The 23,116-nt window shown below is 68.1% G+C and carries 14 protein-coding genes; 11 read left to right on the top strand and 3 right to left on the bottom strand.

The window, feature by feature from the left end; translation table 11 throughout:
* Positions 1-617: 617 nt before the first annotated feature.
* Positions 618-2,861 carry a hypothetical protein gene (locus AQI94_RS27090; RefSeq protein WP_031039438.1) on the bottom strand — a complete coding sequence of 748 codons (2,244 nt, stop codon included), beginning with the start codon at positions 2,859-2,861 and terminating at the stop codon, positions 618-620.
* 13 nt (positions 2,862-2,874) lie between these two features.
* Entirely contained in the window at positions 2,875-3,114 is a 240-nt protein-coding gene (locus AQI94_RS44680; RefSeq protein ID WP_158806179.1) for a hypothetical protein, read from the bottom strand.
* A 665-nt stretch (positions 3,115-3,779) separates the two neighbouring features.
* Here AQI94_RS44680 and AQI94_RS44685 point away from each other — a divergent pair.
* Positions 3,780-3,923 (top strand): hypothetical protein, encoded by a 144-nt coding sequence (locus AQI94_RS44685; protein ID WP_158806177.1) that lies wholly within the window; start codon positions 3,780-3,782, stop codon positions 3,921-3,923.
* A gap of 98 nt (positions 3,924-4,021) precedes the next feature.
* The gene (locus AQI94_RS27095) at positions 4,022-6,112 is read left to right on the top strand and encodes an N-6 DNA methylase (RefSeq protein ID WP_031039435.1); all 2,091 of its coding nucleotides are present in this window, start codon (positions 4,022-4,024) and stop codon (positions 6,110-6,112) included.
* 218 nt (positions 6,113-6,330) lie between these two features.
* Here the strand turns inward: AQI94_RS27095 and AQI94_RS27100 are convergent, their stop codons facing one another.
* Complete coding sequence (locus AQI94_RS27100; RefSeq protein ID WP_051831940.1) at positions 6,331-7,776, bottom strand: serine/threonine protein kinase; 1,446 nt, start codon at positions 7,774-7,776, stop codon at positions 6,331-6,333.
* 366 nt (positions 7,777-8,142) lie between these two features.
* Here AQI94_RS27100 and AQI94_RS27105 point away from each other — a divergent pair, with 366 nt between their 5' ends.
* The 9 genes from AQI94_RS27105 to AQI94_RS27145 all read left to right on the top strand — a co-directional run bounded on the left by AQI94_RS27105 (position 8,143) and on the right by AQI94_RS27145 (position 23,060).
* Positions 8,143-9,738, top strand: coding sequence for a PD-(D/E)XK nuclease family protein (locus tag AQI94_RS27105; protein ID WP_062229972.1), 1,596 nt, complete (start codon positions 8,143-8,145; stop codon positions 9,736-9,738).
* A complete protein-coding gene (locus AQI94_RS27110) occupies positions 9,738-10,928 on the top strand; it encodes a pPIWI_RE_Y domain-containing protein (RefSeq protein WP_051831939.1) in 1,191 nt (396 codons plus the stop codon). The genes AQI94_RS27105 and AQI94_RS27110 overlap by 1 nt, the downstream gene beginning before the upstream one ends.
* Positions 10,921-14,577 (top strand): pPIWI_RE_Z domain-containing protein, encoded by a 3,657-nt coding sequence (locus tag AQI94_RS27115; RefSeq protein ID WP_031039425.1) that lies wholly within the window; start codon positions 10,921-10,923, stop codon positions 14,575-14,577. The genes AQI94_RS27110 and AQI94_RS27115 overlap by 8 nt, the downstream gene beginning before the upstream one ends.
* A 26-nt stretch (positions 14,578-14,603) precedes the next feature.
* On the top strand, positions 14,604-17,717 hold the full coding sequence (locus AQI94_RS27120; protein ID WP_031039422.1) for a pPIWI_RE module domain-containing protein: 3,114 nt from the start codon (positions 14,604-14,606) through the stop codon (positions 17,715-17,717).
* 837 nt (positions 17,718-18,554) lie between these two features.
* Positions 18,555-19,670, top strand: a complete 1,116-nt coding sequence (locus AQI94_RS27125) for an IS110 family RNA-guided transposase (protein ID WP_037941565.1) — start codon at positions 18,555-18,557, stop codon at positions 19,668-19,670.
* Between the two features lie 32 nt (positions 19,671-19,702).
* Entirely contained in the window at positions 19,703-21,004 is a 1,302-nt protein-coding gene (pcaDC, locus tag AQI94_RS27130) for a bifunctional 3-oxoadipate enol-lactonase/4-carboxymuconolactone decarboxylase PcaDC (protein ID WP_031039419.1), read from the top strand.
* Positions 21,005-21,037: 33 nt separating this feature from the next.
* Positions 21,038-21,673: an MBL fold metallo-hydrolase gene (locus tag AQI94_RS27135; RefSeq protein WP_031039418.1), complete on the top strand. Its 636-nt coding sequence runs from the start codon at positions 21,038-21,040 to the stop codon at positions 21,671-21,673.
* A gap of 30 nt (positions 21,674-21,703) precedes the next feature.
* Positions 21,704-22,483, top strand: coding sequence for an exodeoxyribonuclease III (locus AQI94_RS27140; protein WP_031039417.1), 780 nt, complete (start codon positions 21,704-21,706; stop codon positions 22,481-22,483).
* A gap of 169 nt (positions 22,484-22,652) precedes the next feature.
* Complete coding sequence (locus AQI94_RS27145) at positions 22,653-23,060, top strand: DUF6278 family protein (RefSeq protein WP_031039415.1); 408 nt, start codon at positions 22,653-22,655, stop codon at positions 23,058-23,060.
* The last annotated feature ends 56 nt before the right edge of the window (positions 23,061-23,116 follow it).

Consider the following 23,116-nt stretch of genomic DNA (forward strand, 5'->3'; position numbering starts at 1 on the left):
GAGGAGTGGGGGCTCCGGGTCCGGACCCTCAGAAAAGGCGGTTAGCGTGGGGGCCGTGAGTGAGACGAAGACCCCTACCCTCCAGTACCGCTTCGACGGCCCGGAAGACGCCCCCGTCCTCATCCTGGGGCCGTCCCTCGGGACCACGTGGCACAGGTTGTAGAGACCGTCCACGGGCGTCCAGTTGGTCCAGGGCGAGCGCGTAAGTCCAGGTCAGGGACTTGTGACGCGACAGCGTCTGCGGGGTTGGTGACACGCCTGTGATCGCTAGTGACACGTGAGGCCCCCGTGGGCTTGCTCCGGAGGGGGCCCTGCGTAGACGGGGACCTGCTACGACGACGCCCCGCCGGCTTGCGGCGGGGCGTCGTCCTGCAGTTGGTCATGACGGATTGAGGCTTGCACTGGAGGCTCCGTTGTACTCCGGCTCGCCGCTCTCGAGTACGCGGAGGAGCGAGGCGGTGACGACGCGGGCGGTGCGGCCTAGTGGTAGCACGCGGCATGGAATTCTCCGCGGCGAACGAGGTCGTAGCTCTTCGATCTCGAGAAGCCGAACGCTTCGGCGGCGTCCTTGACGCTCGCCGTCCCACTCCACCTCGGGCCCCGCCGGACGAACTGCGTCAGACGGGTTCCGTCATCTCCTCCATGAGCTCGGGCAGTCTGCGCAGCCTGGACAGCGTCTGGTTCAGGAGGCGCACGGTCCTGTCAGCCTGGTGTCGGCCGATGGGTTGGGCGACAGACGCCGCTCGGCTCTGGTCCGCGAGGTGGCCGAGGAGTTCGCCGACTTCGGCGGAGGCCGCGTGCAGGGCACGGATCCGTTCCTCGACCCGGGTCACCAGTGTCTCAAGGGTTAGCGGTTCCTCGGGGGAGGGCATGGAGCTATCGGCTTCGTCAGTCTCATCGGTGGCGGGCGCTTCGGACTGGGCTGAGACTGCAGGGGCGGGCGGCGCCGCGGTGGGTTGTACAGGGGCTGATGTCACGAGTGAGGGCGTTGGTGTCATGGCTGAGAGCGCGGGCAGTGTAGGCGAAGGGAGGAGGGTGGGCACCGTCGCCGTGGTGAGCAATGGTGGTGCAGAATTTACTGTCTTGCGGGGCCGGGTACCGGTGTCCTTGGGGAATTCGCTGTCGAACCAGAGCGGTGTCATCTCCCGCCCCACCATCTCCTTGCCGGAGCTGCTGACGCGCCAGGGCCGCCGGTCTCCGTCGTCCATGGCTGCGGCCAGCGACTTCAGTACGCCGACTGCCATCATCCGGCTCTTTTCGTGCCGCAGGGCCTGCAGGCAGTTCATGACGGTCCTGCGAGATCGGCGAATCCGTTCCCCTGCGTCGCCGATCGCTTCCTGGCCGTCGAGTGAGCCTCGGTCGGCCTCGATGATGCCGAAGGAGGCCAGCCAGTGCGCCGCCCGATAGGATACAAGTTCGTCGAATGCGTCGTCATCGGTGTCCGCGGCGGCGAGCAGATCTGGCAGCCTGCGTCCGGAGAGGACGATTCCCTCCCGGGCCCGGGTCGAGAAGACCTGGCCCACGCGTGGGTTCCATGGTGCCGGGTAGCTCTCGGAGGTCAGTGCGGACCACGTGCGCGCCCGCTGGTTGATTTCCCCCGACTTGAGCTGAGATGGTGGGTTTTCGCTGAGCGCGCGCCGCAGTAGATGACGCTTGCGCGGATCCACCGGAAACAGTTCCTGCAACAACCTCATGGAGCGCAGGTCTCGCAGCTCGGAGACCGTCATGTCCGCCGACGCGCCCGAGAGTTCACGGATCGGCGCAAGCCCGGAAAGGACCTCTGCCGTTTTCTCGTCCATAACCTGTTGCGCCACGTACATCCCGAGAACGCTCCGCCCCAGCGCGCGCGAGCGGTCGAGGGCGTCGAACTCCAGCGGCGGGTGGACGTGATCGCGCCGGTTGTTCATCTGCACGATGCGGTAGAGCCGCTGCGGAGTGGGGGTGCCGATCACCAGATGCGCGTCCACCACGGCGATGGCCGCGGCGCGTCGCGCACGTGAGCCGTTCGTCGGATCCAGTTCACCGTCGCCCGTCTCCGCGAACTCCCTGTTGAGTACGGCGGAGAATTCAGGGAGCCAGTCGCGAGGGTCGCAGATGATCTCGTCCCCCTCTCGCTCCAGTTTCTCAGCCGGGACACCGGCCAGCACTTCACTGGATGTCAAACGGAAGATCGACTGCCGCTTCTGTGTGCGATTATTGCCTCGAACTGCCATCCACCCCCAATAGGCGTCCGGATAAAGAGGGTTGCCGTCAGAGTCCCTCTCCGGGTTCTCCTCGATCCTCACCTGCTGGGGAACGTACATCCCGGGATCCTGTTGCCCGTTGAGGACGAGGTCTTCCTCAAGGTCGTAAGGGCGGACGCGGTCTCGCCTCTTCAGTTCGTCCGCCGCGTCCTCAGCGTTCATGATCAACATGCGCCGGTTGGCCACGACGCTTTCCAGTGCGGCGAAACACTTCTTGCGTCCATCGTCGTCGACGCCCATCCATGGCCGGACCGAAGCCAAGGTCCGCTCGGTCTCCCGGCCGACCGTCGGATCCGCGACGGAGCGCCAGATTGAGCTGATCCGTTCGTTGTGTCCCCACTGCACACCGCCGACGCCGTGCATCCGGACGACGGCGACGACCATGTCACCGGCGTCTGTGCGGATGCGCCGGACCGCGCTCGCCTTGAGCGTGCGCACACCGTGGGCGTCGGGCTCGCTCAGCATGTCATCGGGATCAACGATGAAGGGAGCGACGTTCTCCAGTGCACCACGGGGCAGATTCACCCCCTCGGTCGCCAGCACGGCCTTGATCCATGCTTCTTGATCCTCCCGGGATACCGGAATCGGAAACGGTCCATCGACATTGACCTCGCTCATGCTCTACCTCGCATCACTCGGAGTCCCGGAAACGTTCCATTGCCCACTGGGCGCAGCTTGCCGCCCACCGGTAAGCCGGGTTGCCTGTCGCGAGCGCGACCAGCGAGAAGAACACCTGCAGGATTCGCAGCCGGTTCACAATCCGCTCGCGGCGCGCCAACTTGAACTCAGCTTCGGCCAGTTCCCGCTCCTTTCGTCGGATCTCCTCGGTGGATTCGTCGAGAGGACGGTCGGATTTCGGGGATGAAGGCATGGCTGAGGCCCTTCGGGAGTCGCGGCCGTACGTCGACCCATCGGCCAACAGACGTCCCGCATCGGCACGTTAGGAACAGGAAGCATCCTGGCATCAGGAAGCTGAGGAGCGACATGCTTATCCGGTAGATGCTCGCTTCGAGTGAAGAGGCGTACCTTTGTTCCTATTGAGGGGCGGCGAGCTCACGCTCTAATGGTGCGGTTAGTAAAAACAAGTTGCCGGTCGGCATGCCCCGCGCGGAGGTGTCGAACTCGCGAATGATGGGCTTCGAACAAATAAGCTGGATTGACGAATTGGCGAGTCGGCGCTAAGGATCCCGGTGTGCCAGCTGAGTCGCTTATTGCAGGTGAATCTGATGGCGACGAGCATGACCAGTGCGCCCCCTCCCCGAGTGCTCGTCGGCTCCGGCCGACGGGGGAAGTGGTTCTTGGTGTGGACACGCATCGGGATGCGCATGCGGGCTGTGCTCTCCTTGGTGGAGGGGTGATCGGCATCGAGGTGTTCCCGGCTACCGCGGCCGGATGTCCCGAACTGCTGGACTGGGCAAAAGGGTTGGTCGCGCCGCGGGCCGGAGTGGAGGAGGCCGGCCCCTTCGGAGTGGCCCCTGTCCCGGCCTGCGTGGGGCTCGCCAACGACAACAAGAACCGCGAAGACGGTGAAAATAGGTGCTGCAGGCCACTCGCATCACCCTGTGCCTGCTCTGGGCCCAGCGAATCGAACGGCTCACCGAACAGGTTCAGGACCTGGAAGACCGCCTGGCCAGAGACGTGATCCAGTGGAAAGGCGCGCGATCGACGAAGTGTCTGTGAACTCAGTCAATGATTGGCCTGATGGGGGTGGCTGAGCTACGGTGTCGGCATCCTGTGTCAGACCCGTCCCAAAGTCGCCGTCCTGCTCGGAGAAGCACATGTCGTCATCCAACGATGCGCCCGTCACTTTGGCGGGAATCGCGCGCATCGCGGGCGTTGGTCGAGCGGCTGTAAGTAACTGGCGACGGCGCCATGTCTCGTTCCCGATGCCGGTCGGCGGTACAGACACCAGCCCGCAGTTCTCCCTTTCGGAGATCGAACGGTGGCTGTACGCCCACGGGAAGATCGAGCGGATCGGGTTGCGCGAGCGGCTGTGGCCGCACTACGAGGCCCTGGGGGATCGTGCGGTGATGGGCGCGGCGCTCGCCGAAGCCGGCCGCCGCCTGCTTGCCGCGACAGGCGTGGATCAGGCCGCACCCGAGCATTCCTTGCTTCCGGACGAGGCCGCTCGCGTGATGAACGAGACGGTCGACGTCGCACGATACGAAGGCGAGCGGGAGACATTCACCTTCCTGCTCACACGCTGGCTTGACGCCCATGTACGGCAGGTCGGCACCACCCCAGCCCCACTGGCCCGACTGATGGCAGACGTTGCTCTAGCCGTCAGAGCGGAGGAGGACCGGGGCGCGGATGGGCGGATCACCGTTCTCGACCCCGCCTGCGGTGTCGGCGGGTTGCTCCTGGCCGCCGGTGAGGGCATGGCGGAGCGAAGCGCCGACGCCGATCCCGGGACTACGGCGCTCATCGGTACCGAACTCGACTCGGTACTTGCCGCGCTGGCGGAAGTGCGGCTGGGCTTCGCCGACGCGGAGGGGGGAAGCGGCGTTGTGAGGATCAAGGCAGGTGACTCGCTCCGCGCGGACCCAAACGACGGTGTTCGGGCCGACATCGTCCTGTGCAACCCCCCGTTCAACGCGCGCGACTGGGGTCATGAGGAACTGGCTACTGACCCCCGCTGGGTCTACGGCCTGCCACCGAGGACCGAGCCCGAACTCGCCTGGATTGAGCACGCGCTGGCGCGACTGGCGCCAGGCGGCGTGGCTGTACTCCTGCTGCCGCCTGCGGTGGCCTCTCGGCGCGCAGGTAGGCGCATCCGTGGGGCGCTACTGCGGACGGGCGCTCTGCAGGGAGTCGTCGCACTTCCAGCCGGGGCCGCCCAACCGCACAGCGTCTCGCTCCAGTTGTGGATTCTCCGGATGCCGGTGTCCGAGGGTAGCGCTGCTTCCGGCGAACGCCTGTTTCTGCTCGACGCAGCCACATCGCATGGGGCGACGAGAGGAGCTCAAGGCATCGATTGGCCGCAGTTGACCAGCCGCGTACTCGATGCGGTACGTGCTTATGACTGGTCTGGAGAAAGGAAGGCGGCAGGAAAGCAATTGCCTGAGGGGACTGTCACCGTTCCCGTGGTGGACCTGCTCAATGAACAGACCGATCTCACACCGGCCCGCCACGTACCAGAGTCGGCCGTAGATGCCCAGGCCAAGCTCCATGAGTCCTGGGGGCGCCTGGGTGGCTTGCTCGACGAAGTGCGCAATCACTCCCAGTCTCTGGCGGCAATCAACCTGTCGGTGGGTAGTGAGGCGCTGTCCACGATCACGGTCTCGGACCTGCACCGTGCCCATGCTCTCAACCTGGAACAGGGGCAGACGCTCCCCGGTGAACTACTGCACGGCGACGCGCTGCCAGATGGCGCGGTGCCGGCCTTGAGCGTTCCCGACCTGGTCCTGGGAGGACAGCCAGGGGGCTGGCTCGCCAGGGCCGAGGTAGAGCGGGGCGCCAGTACGGGTTCGTTCACCGTGGCCGAGCCGGGGGATGTCGTCGTGGCGGGTGTCGAGAGGGCGTATCGCGTCTGGGTCCAAGAGGATGCGCCCTTGGTGCTCGGGCCCCAGCTCTACGCGCTGCGCCCGGACCCCCAAGTCCTCGACCCCTGGTTCCTCGCAGGCTGCCTGAGTGCGTCCGCGAATGCGCGGCAGGCGGGTTCCCACACCTCCAGCTCTGCCCGCATCGACGTACGCAAGCTACGGGTACTCCAGCTCACACTTGTTGAACAGCGGCCGTATGCGGCGGCCTTTAGAGAACTCTTGGCACTTGAGGAGTCGCTCCGCTCGGTCGCATCGGTGGGCGAGGCTCTCGTGCGGAGCCTCGGGGACGGGCTCGCAGCGGGAAAGCTGCGCTCTTTGCGTCCGTGAGCGAGCCGCCTATCGCTTGAGGTGCACCTGCCGGCCCCCCTGTACGTGACTTGTCCGCCGAAACATCGATGTTGGCCCGCAGGCGCTGGGGAACGATCACTGATGAGTCTGGACTGGAAAGGATCTCCGAAGACGCAAGAAGTACGCCACCGCCCGGGCACACTCACCCAGCGACCTGTCCCGGCCAGCCAGAGCACAACTTACTTACGCAAGATCGCCTACATGTCGAAGCCCAGCTCCTCGAGCTCGATGCCGACCTCTTGGCATCGCTCAGCCAGGACTTGGGCGCGCGGGCCCGTGACGTCGGCCATCCGTTCGAGCACCATGGTCCGTGCCGCCGCGGCCGGAAGCAAGTCACCGAAGGGGATACGGCACTCCGCCGCACCCAGAGTGCCCTCCAGGTAGTCGGCCAGCTCATCCGGACTCGCCTTGCCCTCAGCCCGCAGGGCCAGATCCTCAAAGAGCGCGATCGCCTCCTTGCAGCGCCCGGCCACGCGCATGCCGTTCGCGGCCGCGCGCAAAGCGGTCCGGACGCCGGGGTCGAAGGCGCCCCAATCCCGGCGGGCGGCGGGTAGCAGCTCCAGCAGCTTGTCTACCGCACTCGCAGGCTCACCGGAGTCGACCTCTGCTTCGGCTTCAGTGGTGACGTCCTGAAAAATCCGGCGGCTGAGGAACCCGGAACCGCGTCGCCTCCTGCCGGAGTTGGACGCAGCCATCGGTGTCGCGGGCGCGGTTGGCAGGTCGTACTCGTCGGGCAAGCGCAACGGACGCGTCGGGTCCGGCTCTAGCCGAGGGGACGGGTCAGCGTCACCCGTGCGCGGCGCGTACTTCCGCAGTACCTCCGCGACCATGCGGGTGTCCATCGGCCGGTCCTCCGGCTCCTTCGCCAGCAGCTTCAGTACCAGCCTCTCGAGCTCTGCCGGGATGTGCCCGACACGGCAGGTTGGTGGGATCGGCGCGGCATGCACATGTTGGTCCTTGAGCCCGTCCCCGGAGAACGGCGGATGGCCGGTCAGCAGGTGGTAGAGGACGCAGCCCAGCGCATACAGGTCGGTCTTCGGGGTGATCTGGCGTTCCAGGATCTGCTCCGGGGCCTCGTACCCCCTGCTGCCAACGGTGGATCCGTGCTGGGTGTAGTCGGTGACGCCGGGCCAGAGCGGCTTGGCGATGCCGAAGTCGATGAGGACGACCACGCCGTTCTCATCGATGATCAAGTTGTACGGCTTGAGGTCGCGGTGCACCACCGGCAGGTCATGGGCGCAGGTCAGTGCCTCGGCGATCTGAAACCCGATGGCCGCGCTGACCTCGATGGTGGGGGTGTACTGCTCCAAAAATCGGTGCAGGGGCTTGCCGGCGACGTAGCGCATGACGAGGTAGGGCTCGGCGTGGTGAGTGCCCTGGTCGTAGAGCTCGGGAATGCTCCTGTTATGCAGCCGGCCCAGAAGGGTGCCCTCGCGCCGGAACCGGCCACGCATGCGCCGGAGTTCGTCGTGCGCCTCGTCTTCGTCGAGCGCGTCCAGGAGCTCGTTCTGTGTGCGCAGGCATTTGACGGCCACGAGCCTGTCGTCCCGCAGATCCCTCGCCAGCCAGACCACGGCCATGCCGCCGGTGCCCAGGTGCTTGAGCAGTTTGTACCGGCTGCCCAGCACCTCGTCCTTCTTCATGCCGCCCCTTGCCTGTGAAGCGTCCCGCCTCTGGCACGCAGGAGAGGCGCGACTGTGGCGAGTTCCCGGTTCCGCCAGACCGTTGCGTGGCGGATGCGCCCAGTGTAAAGCGATCGAAGACTAAGTCGTGCATGGACTGAGTTCACAGACTGTTTTTGTGTCATGCTGGATATGCCGGAACCCGGTGCGCCCGCTCGGTGGTGCCGTATCGGGCCGTCCTGTCCAAACTGCTTGGAGGAGACTGTGAGTAGTGGGCCGCGCCCTGCCGGGACCAGCGGTGACATCAGGCTGGTACGCACGAACCTCGCTGCGGCGCGCCTCGATCCCCGGGACTGCCCCACGAAGCGGGCCAGCGACGCCCGGCCGATGCTGATCGCAGATCCCGAACCCCCTCAACTTGCCGAAAAACTACAAGATTTCACGCTCAAGGTCTTGATGGATGCACTCGACCTGATTGAACACGAGGGCAAGGACCTGGAGTGGGTGATCGGGGAACTCCGGCGCACAAACGGGACCTTCGGGCTCTACCGGCGCCGTGAAGCGCACCGCCTGCTGATGTCCTGGTCAGCCGAGGCGGTCCGTCGCTATCTGGCGGCCAGAACGGCAGACCAGCACGCCCGCCAGGTCGCCGAGCTGCCGCTCACGGTCCCGGTGCGTGACGCATGGGTGGTTGGCACGGACCCGGGCCCGGTCGACTCCCGGGGCGCGGACACCTATGAGATGACCGCTTGGGGACGCCGCTACGCGGCCCTCGACGGCTCCACAAGAGAACTGTGGCTGCTCACCTTCGGCACCGCCAAGGACGACCGACCCGAAGCGGAAAAGGCCGTAGCCGCATACGTGGCGGCGCGAGGGCGCCCCGCGGTCGGAGGATGGCGCAAGCGGCACACCCCGACCCCCTTCGGTGAACTTCCCCAGCACCGCGCCGCCCTTCCCGAGCACGTCAGGGTCATCGAATTCGGCTGCGGAGACGGCAAACGCAACGAGCTGATCGACTGGAACAGACAGGAAGCGCGTCAGCACTTCACGGCGGCGGGGTGGCCATCGTTACTCCAGGCCATCGACGGGACCGGGACCCGCCCCGGCACCGGCTGCATCGACTGCAAAGCACTGACCGGCTGCCAGGCACTCCCATACAGCCCAGAACTGCTGAGCATTACGCCGCCGAAGCGCCGGCGCCCCCGCCGCAGCGTCTCTATCACCGATTTGCGCGCTTATCGGGACTGTCCGGCGAAATACCACGCGACCCGGCAGCTCAAGCTGCGCTCCTCGACGCCCGAGAGCCCAGAAGTCCGGCGCGGCCGTGTGGTCGACGACATTCTGAACCAGCGGCACGCCAGCACGCCCTACCGAAGCTGCGCGACCTTTCCCGGCCCAGCGGCCCCGGACTCCTGGGGAGCCAGCGGTCTGCACCTGAGCGGTCAAGAAGCACTCGACGGTGCCGCCATGCTCGAACAGCACGCCTTCTACTGCCCCTTGGACGGCCTCGCCGCCAAAGAAGAGGTGCGGGTGCAGCACCAGGCGGTCTGCTACGACCCCGGACTCGACCTCGTGCTGATAGCCACTCCCGATCTGCTCCACACCCGCCGCGGGGGCTGGATCTGGCGGGAGACCAAGACCGCGAGCAGATACCTCTATGAGGGCGAGCCGCTGTTGAGGCTCTACCCTCAGCTGGCGCTCGGTGTCCTAATGCTGGCCACCGGGGTCCTGGGTGGAGACGCGGCCCGCTCCAGGGTGGAGCTCGAACTGCTGCACACAGACGACGTGACCTTTGAGGAACTCGACCCCTCACACCCGGGGACCGTCGACGAAGCGCGAGAAGTGATCACGCAACTCGCCCAGCCCTGGGCTTGGGATCAGGACTACCCGACGGCTCCAGGCCGGCATTGCGACGGCTGCGAAGCCCTCGAATGGTGCCGCGCGGGCATCGAACACCTCGCTACGACAAGGCAGGATTCCTGATGGCCACCGCCTTTGACGCCCACGCAGCCCAGCGCGGTGACTGGCTCGACTTCCCCGATGTACGCCTTGTCCGTACGCTAGCTGGCGCCGTCATCCAGCTCGCCGATCTCGGTTCGCTTTCCTCCTTCAAACTGCCCTACCCGGCGGAAGCCCAGCGAGCCCTCGACCGGACCGTCCTCGCCTGCCTCCTCAGGGGCGTCGAGGAGATCCCGAAAAGCCTGCCGGAACTGCTCTTTTGGTGCCACAGCCGCCCCCTGGAAGACTGGCCCCTGGACCTGCCGCCGGACGCTTTCGGCCCGGACGACTACCTGGTGGACCCCGAGGCACGGGTTCCCACCCAGCTGTGCCACGAGTGGTGGATCCGAGGCAAGGATGCCGGCGCCGCGCAGTTCGACCGGGAGGTCATTCACACGGCCATGCGCCTGTGCCGCAAGGCGTCATCACCGGAGTCCTACGTCGCCTTCCGCAGACTCCTGGTCGAACGGCCGGTACTCACCGGAGTGGAACGGTTCGAGACCGAGACCGACCTGTCTCTCGCTCCCGTACAAGAACTGCTGGACCAGTGCTACGCCCCGGTCCCGGCCTCCTACGAATTCCAGGGCGGCTACGTCACCTGCGGCCGCTGCCTGACCTTGCTCACGCCGCTCGCCGACGGCGCGTGGTGGTGCGAGAGAGACCGGTGCCGACGTCGGGGCGCACCGCCGCACGGACGGACCCTGACCGGAGCCGACGTGCCGGGACTGCTGCAACTTGTGCGACCGCTAAGGCAGTTCGTCACCGGACCGGGACGCGCCGAGGTCGAACTGGAAGCCCGGCTGCGCACGCTGGGGCTCGAGGTCCAGCTCTGGCCCGGCTTCGACGCCTACGACTTGCGCGTGACCTTCCCCGACGAGCACATCTGGGCCATCGACGTCAAGGACTGGAAGCATCCCGGGCTGCTTGGCCGGTCCGCGAAACCCGTCCGCCCAGAGCCGCCCTACGACGAAGCCTGCTGGGTGGTTCCCCGTGAACAGGCCGAAGCCCACCGCGATTACCTCGGCACGTACCGCCGCAACCGCCCCGCCTCCGCCGCGGGCCTGCCCCTGCTCACCGACGACCGGCTTGTCGCCCTCGCGACCGCCCGCACCCGAGGGGCCGACGGCCCCCACCTGACGGACTCCGCACCGACGAACGGATCCCCGAGTGCGTAACAGCAGTGAGTGGTACCAGAAACTGGCCAAAGCCCTGGAACCTGTCTGGCCCCAAGAACACCAAGACGTCAACCCCTCGCTGCTCTGCCAGGTGGAACTCGGCCTCTATCTGATGGAAAGTCTCGACCCGACCGGCGACGCCCACGGTGTCTACACCCTCCTAGGCGGCTATCCCTTTGCCGCGGCCGCGGGCATCGCCACCACCCCGGCACAGAGCGCCCGGCTCGACGTGGCGCGCCACTTGCTGTGGAAGCTGCGTCGCCGCCGCATGTGGCACCAGTGCCTGGAGACGTACATCCAGCTGCCCGAACGGCTCCGCGGCTACCGGCTGGCCGCGGGAGGAGGACCGGCGCGGCGCGTCGAACCCACCATCGCCGCAGACCGCTTCGACAGGTTCGAGCACGCGCTGTCCCAGCTTCCGCACTTCGACCAACGGCAACTGCCGCCCGCCCCGGCGGGCCAGGCCCGGTTCACCGAGCGGCACCGGCCAGCCTCCGTGACCATCCCCGAACAGCTGTGTTTCCCGCCGGCGACCGGCCACGACCTGAGCCAGGTCCCGCACACCGCAGGCCATCCCCTGGACATCCCGCTGGCCGAACTCGCCGAGACCGCCCGCTGGATGGAGGAAACCGAGACGGCCCGCGGCCTCACCTGTGGCCATTGGGCGCGACGGCTGGAAGACCTGCAACTCGATGCCCTGTCCGCCGACGGGCAACGCTTTGAGAAGACCACGATTCTCCGCATGGACCGCCTGCTCCACCTGGTCGGTATGGTGGGCGCGGGCAAGAGCACCCTGATGCATCTCATCGCCGTCTGGGGCGCACGCAAAGGGCTGCGCACCACTCTTGTCGTCGGTGACGTCGCCGAACAGCTCACCCTGGTCGGCCAGTTCCGCGACCTGGACCTACAGGCCGCTCCCGTCATCGGCGGCACCACCCGTGAGCAGCACGCATCCCGGCTGCACCGCCGCCTTGCCGCGCGCGGCCAAGTCTCCCTTCTCCAGCACGATGATCCAGCCTTCGACGATCTGAGCTCAGTGTGCGTCCTCGACGCGCAGCGCGGACTGGAAGCAGCCGAACCCCTGCGTTACGTCGACGCCCCCTGCACGGAACTGCGCCCGGTCAAGAAGCACGCTCCCACCGCCGCTGGGGAGATCCCAATGCCCGTGTACCGGCACGACCTGTCCGAGACACCCGCAGCGGACAGCGAGACGTCGCGGTCCGATCACGGCTGTCCGGTGTGGAGCGTCTGCCCCCGCCATGCCCCCGACCGGGAGCTAGTCGATGCCCTGATCTGGGTGGCCAACCCGGCCAGCCTTCTGCAGAGCGCCGTCCCCAACCCCCTCAACGCCGAACGCCTCAGGCACCTTGAACTGGCCTGCCTGCGCAGCGACATCATCATCGTCGACGAGGCGGACCGCGTACAGATGCAGCTCGACACCGCCTTCGCCCCGTCCGCGACGCTGATCGTGCGCGGCCCGGATTCCTGGCTCGACCGCCTCGGCATCCACAAGATCGATGAACTGGCCCGGCAAGGCCGCCTGCCCCTCTCGGCACGCGATGTCGAACGCTGGTCGGCCTCCCTGGACCTGGTCCACATCGCCGCCAACCGTCTCTACCGCCGACTGATCACCGACCACGACCTTCGCCGCTGGGCGGACATCGAATACTTCAGCGCCTGGACGCTCCAGGAGAAACTCGTCAACGAGTGGTACCCCCGACCGCGCCCCACCGGTCTCCTCCCCGACGAGACCTCCTCCGACTCCGAGGTGTACGACTCCAATGACGAGGCCGACGGTGACACACCCCTGCCGCGGACCCCGGACACCGGGCCCTGGGATATCCGACGCAACGAAGTCACCAAGGCGTTCGACGCCTTCCGCGACGACCCGCTCGGCGATCGAGGCCCGCACAACGACCTGACCGACGCCCTAATCCGCAGTGCCGGAGCTCTCCTGCACCACCTCGACCAGACAGCGACCAGCCAACGCGTCCGCTCCGTGCTCGACAGCCTGCTCACCGGGTCCCCCCTGCTGGACGGTTCCCTGCGCCAGGAGCCACCCAGCCCGGGGAAACCCGCCCGGGATCCCGTGGACACCTGGGGAAGCGAGCCCTGGCTGGAACGAGAAGCCCGACGCCTTGAGTTCACCCTGGTACTGGCCGCCCTGCATCAGCGCCTCGAACGCGTCACCTTCCTGTGGCCGCAGGCCGAGGCGGCTCTGCATCTGGACACCGCCGACAACGAACTCTCCCGCAGACCGCCCCTCGACTACGCGCCGGTGGTGCCGGAGGCCCCGATGGGCAACGTCCTTGGATTCCAGTACCTGCCCGAAGATCCGGAGCCAGGCCCGGACGGCGACGAACACCGCAGCGGTACCCTGCGCTTCTTCCGCTGTGCCGGCGTCGGTCGCGAGCTCTTGCTCCACCTTCCCGCGCTGGGAGCCGACCCTGCAGCAGACCGTCCCGGACCACACGTCCTGCTCATGTCCGGCACCAGCTGGGCCGGGACATCGACCCGCGCACACGTCATGGCCCCAGTCACAGCGATCCTCAAACCCCACCAAGCCGCCGTCGACTCCATCCGGCAAACCCTGTTCACCACGCTGTTCCTCTACGACGGCGAAGGAACCCCGCTCACCCTCTCCGGAGCCCGACTCGACACCCGTGAACGGGTCCTGGCCCAGATGGTCACCCAGCTCGGCAAGTCGGCCCCGGGCAGCAGCTCGCTCCTCGACCAGGAACTACGGCAGATCGAGGACGGAGAACGCCGACGCGCCCTCCTCCTGGTCGGAAGCTACAAGGACGCCAGGATCGCCGCCGACCTCCTGGAACGCATGCCGCGCTGGCGCGGAAAGGTCCGCGTCCTCGCCTCCGACAAGGCAGAGCTCGACCACGCCGGCCCCGGAGACACCGCCACGGGAGACTTCACCGGCGCCTCCGCCGTACGCCGCGGCGACCTCGCCGCCTTCGCCAAGGACGAAGACGCCGAAGTCCTGGTCGCCCCCCTGATGGCAATCGAGCGCGGACACAACATCCTCAACCAGAGCCACAAAGCCGCCTTCGGGACCGTCCTCTACCTCGCCCGTCCCCACCCGCGCCCCGACGACCTGTCGCTGGCCGTCTTCGCCATCAACGACTGGGTCACCAGGTTCGTCCGCAACCAGCCGGATGCCGAGGCGGGAACCTTCGGCAAACTCGTGGCCGACGCAGCGGACATGGACAGCGCCGGGCTCGCCTTCCGCCTCGCGGCCCGCAAGGAGTGGCGCCGCCTGCTGTCCCGACGCTACATCTACTCCCAGCTCAACGACGCGGAGAAGACCTCCTTCGCCTGGGATCAGCTGGTCACCATCTGGCAGGTCATCGGCCGACTGGTGCGCGGCGGGGTGCCCGCGCGGGTGGTGTTCGTCGACGCGGCCTTCGCCCCCGCACTCGCCGAGGCCGGGGCCCCGCCCGCCGCGGCGACCCGCAGCGGACGCCGACGCAACGACCCCGGCCTGCTCATCAAGCTCCGCGACGTCCTCGCGCCCTACTTCGACGACGAAACCACCCCCGAATCGTTTGCCGACCCTGCCGACCCCGCCTTGGTCCGCACTCTCTACCACCCGCTCTACGACGCCCTGTGCGGTCTGAGCGCCCGAACTGACTGCTGAGCCACAGCAAGGAGACTGCAAAGACCATGGCCGCCAAGTACCGCGACGCAAGCCGGGCCGCCTACCTTCTGAAGCCCAACACCGCGCCCTGGACCGCTCGTTATCGGGCACTGACCTTTGCGGAGCAGTGGCACGAGAGCGTTCTGGACCTCTGCAACCTAGGGCGCCCCCCCGAGGCCGAGCCGTACCGCGCTGCGCCCGTCGCCAGATTCAACGGAGTTCTGCAGAGCCTCGCCCCCGATCTGGTCGTCCGCGGCCGTCCCCGCGACCCCCAGCAGCTGGCCGAGGACTTCTGGCTCTACACCCCCTCCGACACCCCCCACCCGCTTCCCGGCGACACCCTGGACCGACTGAGCGGCGCCTGGCTTCAAGACCTCCGCCCCGAACCCGCACATCACCGGGCAGTTCTGGACACCCACACGGCGCTGCGCTCCTGCCCACCGCAGTGGCAGGACGTCACCGTCGACCTCCTCGGCTGCCCCACGACCGACGGCGGAACCGCGGCTCCGCGCGACCGGCAATACCAACTCGCAACCGATGCCCTGGCCCGGCGCATCCTCGCCCTGGGACCCTACGAACACAGCGCCGGCAGCCTGCACTTCCGGGCCGTGCCACGCGGCCCGCGCCAGCAAGGAGCGGAACTCCTCTCACAGCCTCTCTCGCACGTGGTCAAGGGGCGCGAGTGGTGGTTCTCCATCGTGATCAACATTTCGCTACACACCGTCCCCTTCGACCCCCGACCCCGTCTCCACCTGCACACGGGAGTACGCCGCTGGGCAACTCGCCTCGACGCGAGGAAACAGAGCCTGCGGCTGCCGTACGGCCGCGACACCTCGGTCTACCTGCTGCCCGGCATCCCCTGGCTCCCCGGAGCACCCACCAGCGAGCGGTACGCCGTGGCCCGGCTGACCTGGGACCGCGGCACCGAGAGCTATGCCTGGAAGAACAACGGCCCCGCCCAGATCCTCGGCAGGCTGGCGCTCAACCGCCCCTTCCCCGACCCCTCCAGCCTGCTTGCCACACCCGAGGAGTGGATCGGCGACGGGGACGGCACCCGCGCCGCCGTCGTCCACAGCACACACATGGGTGCTCACGGCATCGGTGCCGGCCTCATGTCACACCAGCGTTCACAGATCGTCCAGTGGGCCGAACAGGCGCTGCCCGAACAGCTACGCCGGGTCCCCTCCCTCAGCCGGGCGACCGCCGGCAGCAGCGCCCCCGCCAATGCCCGGCCCAAGCCCAAGGCGGCGGAGAAGGAAGCGGAGGCGCAACGCGAAGCCCGCGCCCGCCGGACCGCACTCGCGGTGGCAGCCAGGATCAACCAGGGACAGGACCCCGCCGAAGCGATCAAGGGGACGGGAGCCGGGTGCCTCGTCGAAGCCAGACTGCTGTGGCAGAGCCCGTCGTTCCGGGATGCAGCCATCGAGGCCCTCGCCGACGTCCTCGGGCTGGACGGCGACGGAAGCCGCCCGGAGCCAGCCACTGCCCAGAACGCATACGAGCGGGCCGTACCCGGAAGCCCCGTCACTCTCGAATGGAAAGCCCCGGAACTCACCCTCCGCCTCCGCTGCCTGCGCACCACCGAGGGAATCACCGACACCCTGGGCATCGACCCCACAGCGCGGCCCAGGGGCAAAGCCCTGGAGACCGGTATCAACGCCCGGCGGAAGACTGCCGCCGCATTCTTGGCCGACGACGGAGCTGGCCCGCTTCACCCCAGCTTCGCCCTCGTGGAGATCGACCGCCGCCAGGACTTCGCCCACCGTCTGGATGACCCCAAATACGCGCTCCGGCTGGGCTGCGCGGACGCGGGCGTCCTGACGCAATTCGCGCTCGTCCCCAAGAAGGCCAAGGGCTACAACAGCGAGAAGAACCTCTCCCACCGGGTCCATTCGGGCTGGGAAGACGCTCTGCGCCAGTACGGCGTCCGTGTCCTGCCCGAACACACGCTCGGCGAAGCGATCCCCAAGGACCTGCGCTACGTCGCCACGTACATGGTCAAGCGGCGCAAGGACGGCCCCACCCGACTGCCCCGCCACACCCCGGCGGCCGTCATGGTCACACCCCTGGCACCGGGCAGCGGCCTGGCGGCCGTCACAGGCTGGGACGAGCGGACGGGACGCTGGATTCCCTACCCCCAGTTCCTGCTCGGACTGGTCAAGACAGCCGAAATCCCGGAGGTCACCGAACCCACCGAGCCCGAGACCGCGACGCCCACGGACACCGAAGCCGCCGCCTTCGTACCGCAGCAGCGCTCGAAGTACCGCGTCTGGCAACAGAACATGGACGAACAGCGCAGGGCGACCGCCCGATACCTCCAGAAAATGGTCCGCTCTCTTCGCGGCCGACCCACCGCCCTGCTGACCCATTCGCAGAACAGCCGACTGCACTGGCCCTGGCTCCAGGACGGCCGAACCGAACGAGACCTGATCAAGACCGGGCACGCGCAGCCAGTGGGACTCGACCCCGATCTCCGGTTGATTCGCGTACGTACGGCAGCAGGGCGGGAGACCCCGCAATGGTGGGGCAACGCCTCTCCCGGCGAAGTCAACGGCCTACCCCAGGGGCTGTGGGTGGAGGACGAAGACGCCGCACGCTCCTCCGGCCGGATCTTCTACAGCACCACACCCAAAGCGAGCACCTTCCGAGACTCCGCCGTCGAGGCCGACAAAATCGCGCCCCGGCCGCTGCGCCAGGGTCCCAACAAGGGCAAACCCACCATCGATACACACATCCCGGCCTGGAACCCCGGGCTAGTGGAGATCGCAGTCCTGGGCTGCCACGCGGATGCCGGCGACTCACCCGAAGCACTCGCTCTAGCGGTGCACCAGCTGCGCCAAGCCCCCGACTACCTGGACGCACTCTCCCTCCCCCTGCCCCTGCACCTGGCGAGCCTCGCCCAGCACTACGTACTGCCGACGGTCGCCGAGGCAGAGTCGGGTGAGGCTGAGGAATCCTCCCTGGAGGAGCTGGCCACCACCGAGGCGGCGGGCAACGTCAATGGGCAGCGCGTAGCGGCGGCGCTGGGCGTGATCGAGGAAGGCACGGACACCGAGCCGGCAGACCTGGACCCGGAATACGCAGAGGATCCCGGCCTCGCGCAAGCACCGGAGGATGAACAGCTCGCTTTGTTCCCCTGAGGGGTGAGGGACCGCTGGCACCCCCCACCGGCTCTGCCGTTTGTTCTGCGGCGCGCATTCCATGAACGGCGATCATGCTTTCCTGCGCTGGTGATGCACGGCCGGTCCCCTTCGAGGAGGCACCGTCGGTATCGGCGGGCTCGATCTCCGACTTGAGGGCGGGAAGCCGGGGACCGGGCGTCGGCAACCGCCGTGATGCCGATGACTTCATGGCCAGCGGATCGGACGAAATACCGCTCTTGCCACGGTGGTGGCCTCCGCGCGGCGCCGTTGGTTGTCTCGCGGGCCGCGTCCTGGAGCGATGCCTCCGGGACGCGGCCGGTGTAGGTATCGTGCACGGGGCTGTCGGCGGGATGGAGCTGGTAGCGGGCGGCGCCGCTGCTCGGCCACCCACTGCGGATGGGACCTGATCGTTGGCACGTTGGTGTGCTGCCCCGTGGTGCAGACAGCCGGGGAGAAGCCGCCCCGGTCGTGAAGCGACCTGAACAAAGATGTCGGCTTCTGTGCCGTATGACGATCGGCCGGAGTCACATCCAGGATGTGCCAAGGGCTGGGACTGAGCGTGCTCAGTGTTTCTGGGTGGGGGTGCTGTGAGGGGCGGGAGGATGGGTGGGTGCTATCCCGGGTCTGAGGTCTGACTCATGATATTTCTGACCGAAGTGTCCCGCTGTCACAGTGTCGGCCGATGGCCGGGGATGGTGCGTTGTCGGTACCGGGCTGGCGGGGCGTGTCCCGATAGGGGCCTGCCGATTGCTGTGGCGTCCTCACGATTCTGACCGTCCGACGCGGCCCGGTACCGGCAACGCGACACGTCATAGGACTGGGAAGGGATCGAGTATGGCGAATTCGACCACGTCCAGTACGTTGCCTGCTCCGAAGTCCCGCCGTCGTCCTCCGGCGGGGGAGGTGGTTCTGGGAGTGGATACGCATCGTGATGCGCATGTGGCTTCGGTGCTCTCCTTGACGGGGGCGGTGTTGGCCACCGGTGAGTTCCCGGCCAGCGCTGCTGGATACCGTGATCTGCTGAAGTGGGCCAGGAAGTCGGGAGCCGTGAGGCGGGCCGGGGTGGAGGGGACCGGCTCCTATGGAGCGTCCCTGTCCCGCTATCTGCTGGCCCAGGGTGTGGACGTGTTCGACGTGAACTGGATGGACCGGGCAGATCGCCGGCGGCGTGGCAAGTCGGATCCGCTCGATGCCCAGAATGCGGCGCGAGCCGTGTTGAGCGGCCGGGCCTCCGCTCGGGCCAAAACGGGCGACGGGCCGGTACAGATCGCGCGAATGTACAAGCTCACGAAGGCGTCGGCCGTCAAAGCCCGCACCCAGGCCATCAACCAGCTCAAGGCCGTACTCGTCACTGCGGACCCAGTCTTGCGGGAAGAACTGGCCGGACTGGGCAATGCCGAACTCTTCCGTACCTGCGCACAGTTCACCGATGCGCGTAGTCGCGAGGATGTCGGCGCGGAGTCAGTGGTGGAGGCCACCCGGATCACGCTGGGCCTGCTGGCCCACCGGATCGGCCAGCTCTCCGAGGAGGTCCGCGACGTGGAGGCTCGTCTGACCCGGCTTGTGGAACGGCATGCCCCGCAGCTGCTCGACGTGGTGGGGATCGGCCCGGACACGGCGGTCACGTTGCTGATCACGGTGGGGGACAACCCGGAACGGCTGGACAGCGAGTCGTCGTTCGCCGCGCTGTGCGGTGTCAGTCCTGTCGAGCGTTCCTCGGGACGCAGGCAATTCCGTCGCCTCAACCGCGGCGGGGACCGGCAGGCCAACGCCGCGCTCCACCGCATCGTGTTCACCCGCCTGCGGGTCGACCCGCGCACTCAGGACTACTACGAGCGCCGGATCAAGGAGGGCAAGACGCGGCGCGAAATCGTCCGCTGCCTCAAACGCTACGCGGCCCGGGAGGTCTTCCACCTGGTAAGACAGCTACAGCCAGCCCCCCGCTCATAGGGGCTGTCGTGACAGATGAGAGGCTCAGACGGGTGAGCGAGACACCACCGAACACCCTGCAATACCGCTTTGACGGGCCAGAAGAGGCTCCCGTCCTGATCTTGGGTCCCTCACTGGGTACCACATGGCACATGTGGGACCGCCAGGTGCCCGAACTGGTCAAGCAGTGGCGCGTCTTCCGCTTCGACCTGCCGGGCCACGGCGGCGCGCCCGCCTACCCGGCGGGTTCGGTCGGCGATCTCAGCGACCGGCTGCTCGCCACGCTCGACCAGTTCGGGGTGCAGCGCTTCGGCTACGCGGGCTGCGCGCTCGGCGGCGCGGTCGGCATGGAGCTGGCGCTGCGCCACCCCGAGCGCCTCGCCTCGCTCGCGCTGATCGCCGCCTCGCCCCGCTTCGGCACGGCCGACGAGTTCCGCCAGCGCGGGGTGATCGTACGGACGAACGGGCTCGATCCCATCGCCCGTACCTCGCCCGACCGCTGGTTCACCTCCGGGTTCGCCGCCGCCCAGCCCGCGATCACCGAGTGGGCCGTGCAGATGGTGCGCACCACGGACCCCGGCTGCTACATCGCGGCCTGCGAGGCGCTCGCCGCGTTCGACGTACGGGCCGACCTCGCGAGGGTCGGGGTGCCGACCCTGGTCCTCGTCGGCTCCGACGACCAGGTCACCGGGCCCGCCGAGGCCCGCACCCTGGTCGCGGGCATCCCGGACGCCCGGCTGGCCGTCGTGCCCGGCGCCTCCCACCTGGTGCCGGTCGAGCAGCCGGCGGCCGTCACCGACCTGCTCGTCAGACACTTCTCCACCGCCTGGCAGCCCGCCTTCGACTCCAGCACCGGCCAGACCGCGATCCCCGGCGCCCCGGTCGTCACGCCGGTCCTCACGTCCGCGCCGCCGCACCCCGTGCCGATCGCCGAGATCGCGCCGGCCGCCCCGGCCCCGGGGAACGCGGGCCGCGCCGATCCGTACGACGCCGGGATCAAGGTGCGCCGCGAGGTGCTCGGCGACGCACACGTCGACCAGGTGCTGGCCCAGGCCGACGACTTCGCGGCCGACTTCCAGGAGCTCCTCACCCGCTACGCCTGGGGCGAGATCTGGGACCGGCCGGGGCTCGACCGCCGCTCCCGCAGTGTCGCCACCCTCACCGCGCTGGTCGCGGGCGGGCACCTGGACGAGCTCGCCTCCCACACCCGGGCCGCCCTGCGCAACGGCCTGACTCCCTCCGAGATCAAGGAGGTGCTCCTGCAGGCGGCCGTGTACTGCGGTGTTCCGGCGGCCAACAGCGCCTTCAAGGTGGCCCAGCAGGTCATCCGCGAGGAGACCACCCCCTCCGAGTGAGCCGGGCACTTCGCCCAGGGGCAGGATGGACCCATGAAGCTCACGAAGATGTCGCACGCCTGTGTCCGTCTGGAGAAGGACGGGCAGACGCTCGTCCTGGACCCCGGGGCCTTCAGCGAGGAGCACGCGGCCCTCGGTGCCGACGCGATCCTCGTCACCCACGAACACCTCGACCACTTCAGCGAGGACCGGCTGCGCGCCGCCCTGGAAGCCAACCCGGCCGCGCAGATCTGGACCCTGAAGTCGGTCGCCGAGAAGATCTCGACGGCCTTCCCCGGCCGGGTGCACACCGTCGGCCACGGTGACACCTTCACCGCCGCCGGATTCGACGTCCAGGTCCACGGCGAGCTGCACGCCGTGATCCACCCGGACATCCCGCGCATCACCAACGTCGGTTACCTGATCGACGGCGGCACGGTCTTCCATCCCGGCGACGCCCTCACCGTCCCCGACCACACCGTCGAGACGCTGATGCTCCCCGTCATGGCCCCCTGGAGCAAGATCTCCGAGGTCATCGACTACGTCCGTGAGGTCAAGCCGCAGCGCGCCTACGACATCCACGACGCCCTCCTCACGGACCTCGCCCGCCCGATCTACGACAGCCAGATCGGCGCTCTCGGCGGCGCGGAGCACCTGCGGCTGAAGCCGGGGGAGAGCACGGCTCTGTGAGTGTCAGTGCCGCCCGGTAGGTTGTGGGGCATGCGCATCGCGACCTGGAACGTCAACTCGATCACCGCTCGTCTCCCGAGGCTGCTGGCCTGGCTGGAGAGCACCGGCACCGACGTGCTGTGCCTCCAGGAGGCCAAGGTCGCCGAGGAGCAGTTCCCGTTCGACCAGCTGCGCGAGGCGGGCTACGAGGCGGCGGTCCACGCGACAGGGCGGTGGAACGGCGTGGCGGTGATCTCCCGGGTGGGCCTGGAGGACGTCGTCAAGGGCCTGCCCGGCGACCCCGGCTACGACGGTGCCCCGGAGCCCCGCGCCATCTCCGCGACCTGCGGCCCGGCCCGCGTGTGGTCGGTCTACGTGCCCAATGGCCGTGAGGTCGACCACCCGCACTACGCGTACAAGCTCCAGTGGTTCGAGGCCCTCAAGGCCGCTGTCGCCGGTGACGCGGCGGGCAGCCGGCCCTTCGCGGTCCTGGGCGACTACAACGTGGCGCCGACGGACGACGACGTCTTCGACGTGGCCGCCTTCGAGGGCCTCACCCATGTCACCCCGGCCGAGCGCGCCGCCCTCGCCGCCCTGCGCGAGGCGGGCCTGTCGGACGTGGTCCCGCGACCCCTCAAGTACGACCACCCGTTCACGTACTGGGACTACCGCCAGCTCGGCTTCCCCAAGAACCGCGGCATGCGCATCGACCTGGTGTACGGCAACGAGTCCTTCGCGAAGGCCGTCACCGACGCCTACGTCGACCGTGAGGAGCGCAAGGGCAAGGGCGCGTCCGATCACGCGCCGGTCGTGGTCGACCTGGACGTGTAGGTCCTCGGTCCGGATCCCCGGCCGACCGCTCCCGCTCGGTGGGACGAAAGGTGCATCGAGCGGCCAAGGCGACATCGCGGCACGTCAGGGCGCCCCGCGTGAAGCCGACCGGAAACCATGGCCCGCGCGCCTGTGGTGCATGCGGCCGGGTGAGTGACACGCTGGGTGTATGAAGATCCCTTTTCTGGGTGGCTGGAGTGAGAAGCCGGGGACCCGTGACCCCGAGGGCATCGCCGAACTCCTCTCCGAGTGCGAGCTCCTGCGCTCCCACGCCTCCCGTTCGGGTGTCCGACTGGACGACACGGCGGCCTCGTTGGAGGCGCTCGACCAGCTGGTGCCGGGCTGGCGGGACGACGAGGAGGTCCTGCTCTGGCTCGGCAACGACGCGGGGCTCTACCTGGGCACGGTCATCGTGCGGACCGTCCCGGGGGCGACCTGGGATCTGCGCTCGGACGGCCAGCCCGTGATCCGGCTGCAGTCGGGGCGCGAGTTCGATGTCGTGGCCTCCGGTCACGAGTGGGCCGGGAGCGGGGTGCCCGAGCTGTCCCAGCTCTACGCGGAGGTCGCCGAGGAGTGAACCCCTGGCCGTAAGCGCGGCGTAAATACGGCTAATGACCGAAAAGTGCGTGTCGT

Origin of the sequence: Streptomyces pseudovenezuelae (genome assembly GCF_001513955.1) — a bacterium.
Taxonomy (GTDB): domain Bacteria; phylum Actinomycetota; class Actinomycetes; order Streptomycetales; family Streptomycetaceae; genus Streptomyces; species Streptomyces pseudovenezuelae.

Coding starts and splice junctions, on each gene's coding strand:
- AQI94_RS27140 (WP_031039417.1), top strand. CDS start 21,704: ATGCGCATCGCGACCTGGAACGTCAACTCGATCACCGCTCGTCTCCCG.
- AQI94_RS27100 (WP_051831940.1), bottom strand. CDS start 7,776: ATGAAGAAGGACGAGGTGCTGGGCAGCCGGTACAAACTGCTCAAGCAC.
- AQI94_RS27105 (WP_062229972.1), top strand. CDS start 8,143: ATGCTGATCGCAGATCCCGAACCCCCTCAACTTGCCGAAAAACTACAA.
- AQI94_RS27120 (WP_031039422.1), top strand. CDS start 14,604: ATGGCCGCCAAGTACCGCGACGCAAGCCGGGCCGCCTACCTTCTGAAG.
- AQI94_RS44680 (WP_158806179.1), bottom strand. CDS start 3,114: ATGCCTTCATCCCCGAAATCCGACCGTCCTCTCGACGAATCCACCGAG.
- AQI94_RS27125 (WP_037941565.1), top strand. CDS start 18,555: ATGGCGAATTCGACCACGTCCAGTACGTTGCCTGCTCCGAAGTCCCGC.
- AQI94_RS27145 (WP_031039415.1), top strand. CDS start 22,653: ATGAAGATCCCTTTTCTGGGTGGCTGGAGTGAGAAGCCGGGGACCCGT.
- AQI94_RS27095 (WP_031039435.1), top strand. CDS start 4,022: ATGTCGTCATCCAACGATGCGCCCGTCACTTTGGCGGGAATCGCGCGC.
- AQI94_RS27090 (WP_031039438.1), bottom strand. CDS start 2,861: ATGAGCGAGGTCAATGTCGATGGACCGTTTCCGATTCCGGTATCCCGG.
- AQI94_RS27135 (WP_031039418.1), top strand. CDS start 21,038: ATGAAGCTCACGAAGATGTCGCACGCCTGTGTCCGTCTGGAGAAGGAC.
- AQI94_RS27110 (WP_051831939.1), top strand. CDS start 9,738: ATGGCCACCGCCTTTGACGCCCACGCAGCCCAGCGCGGTGACTGGCTC.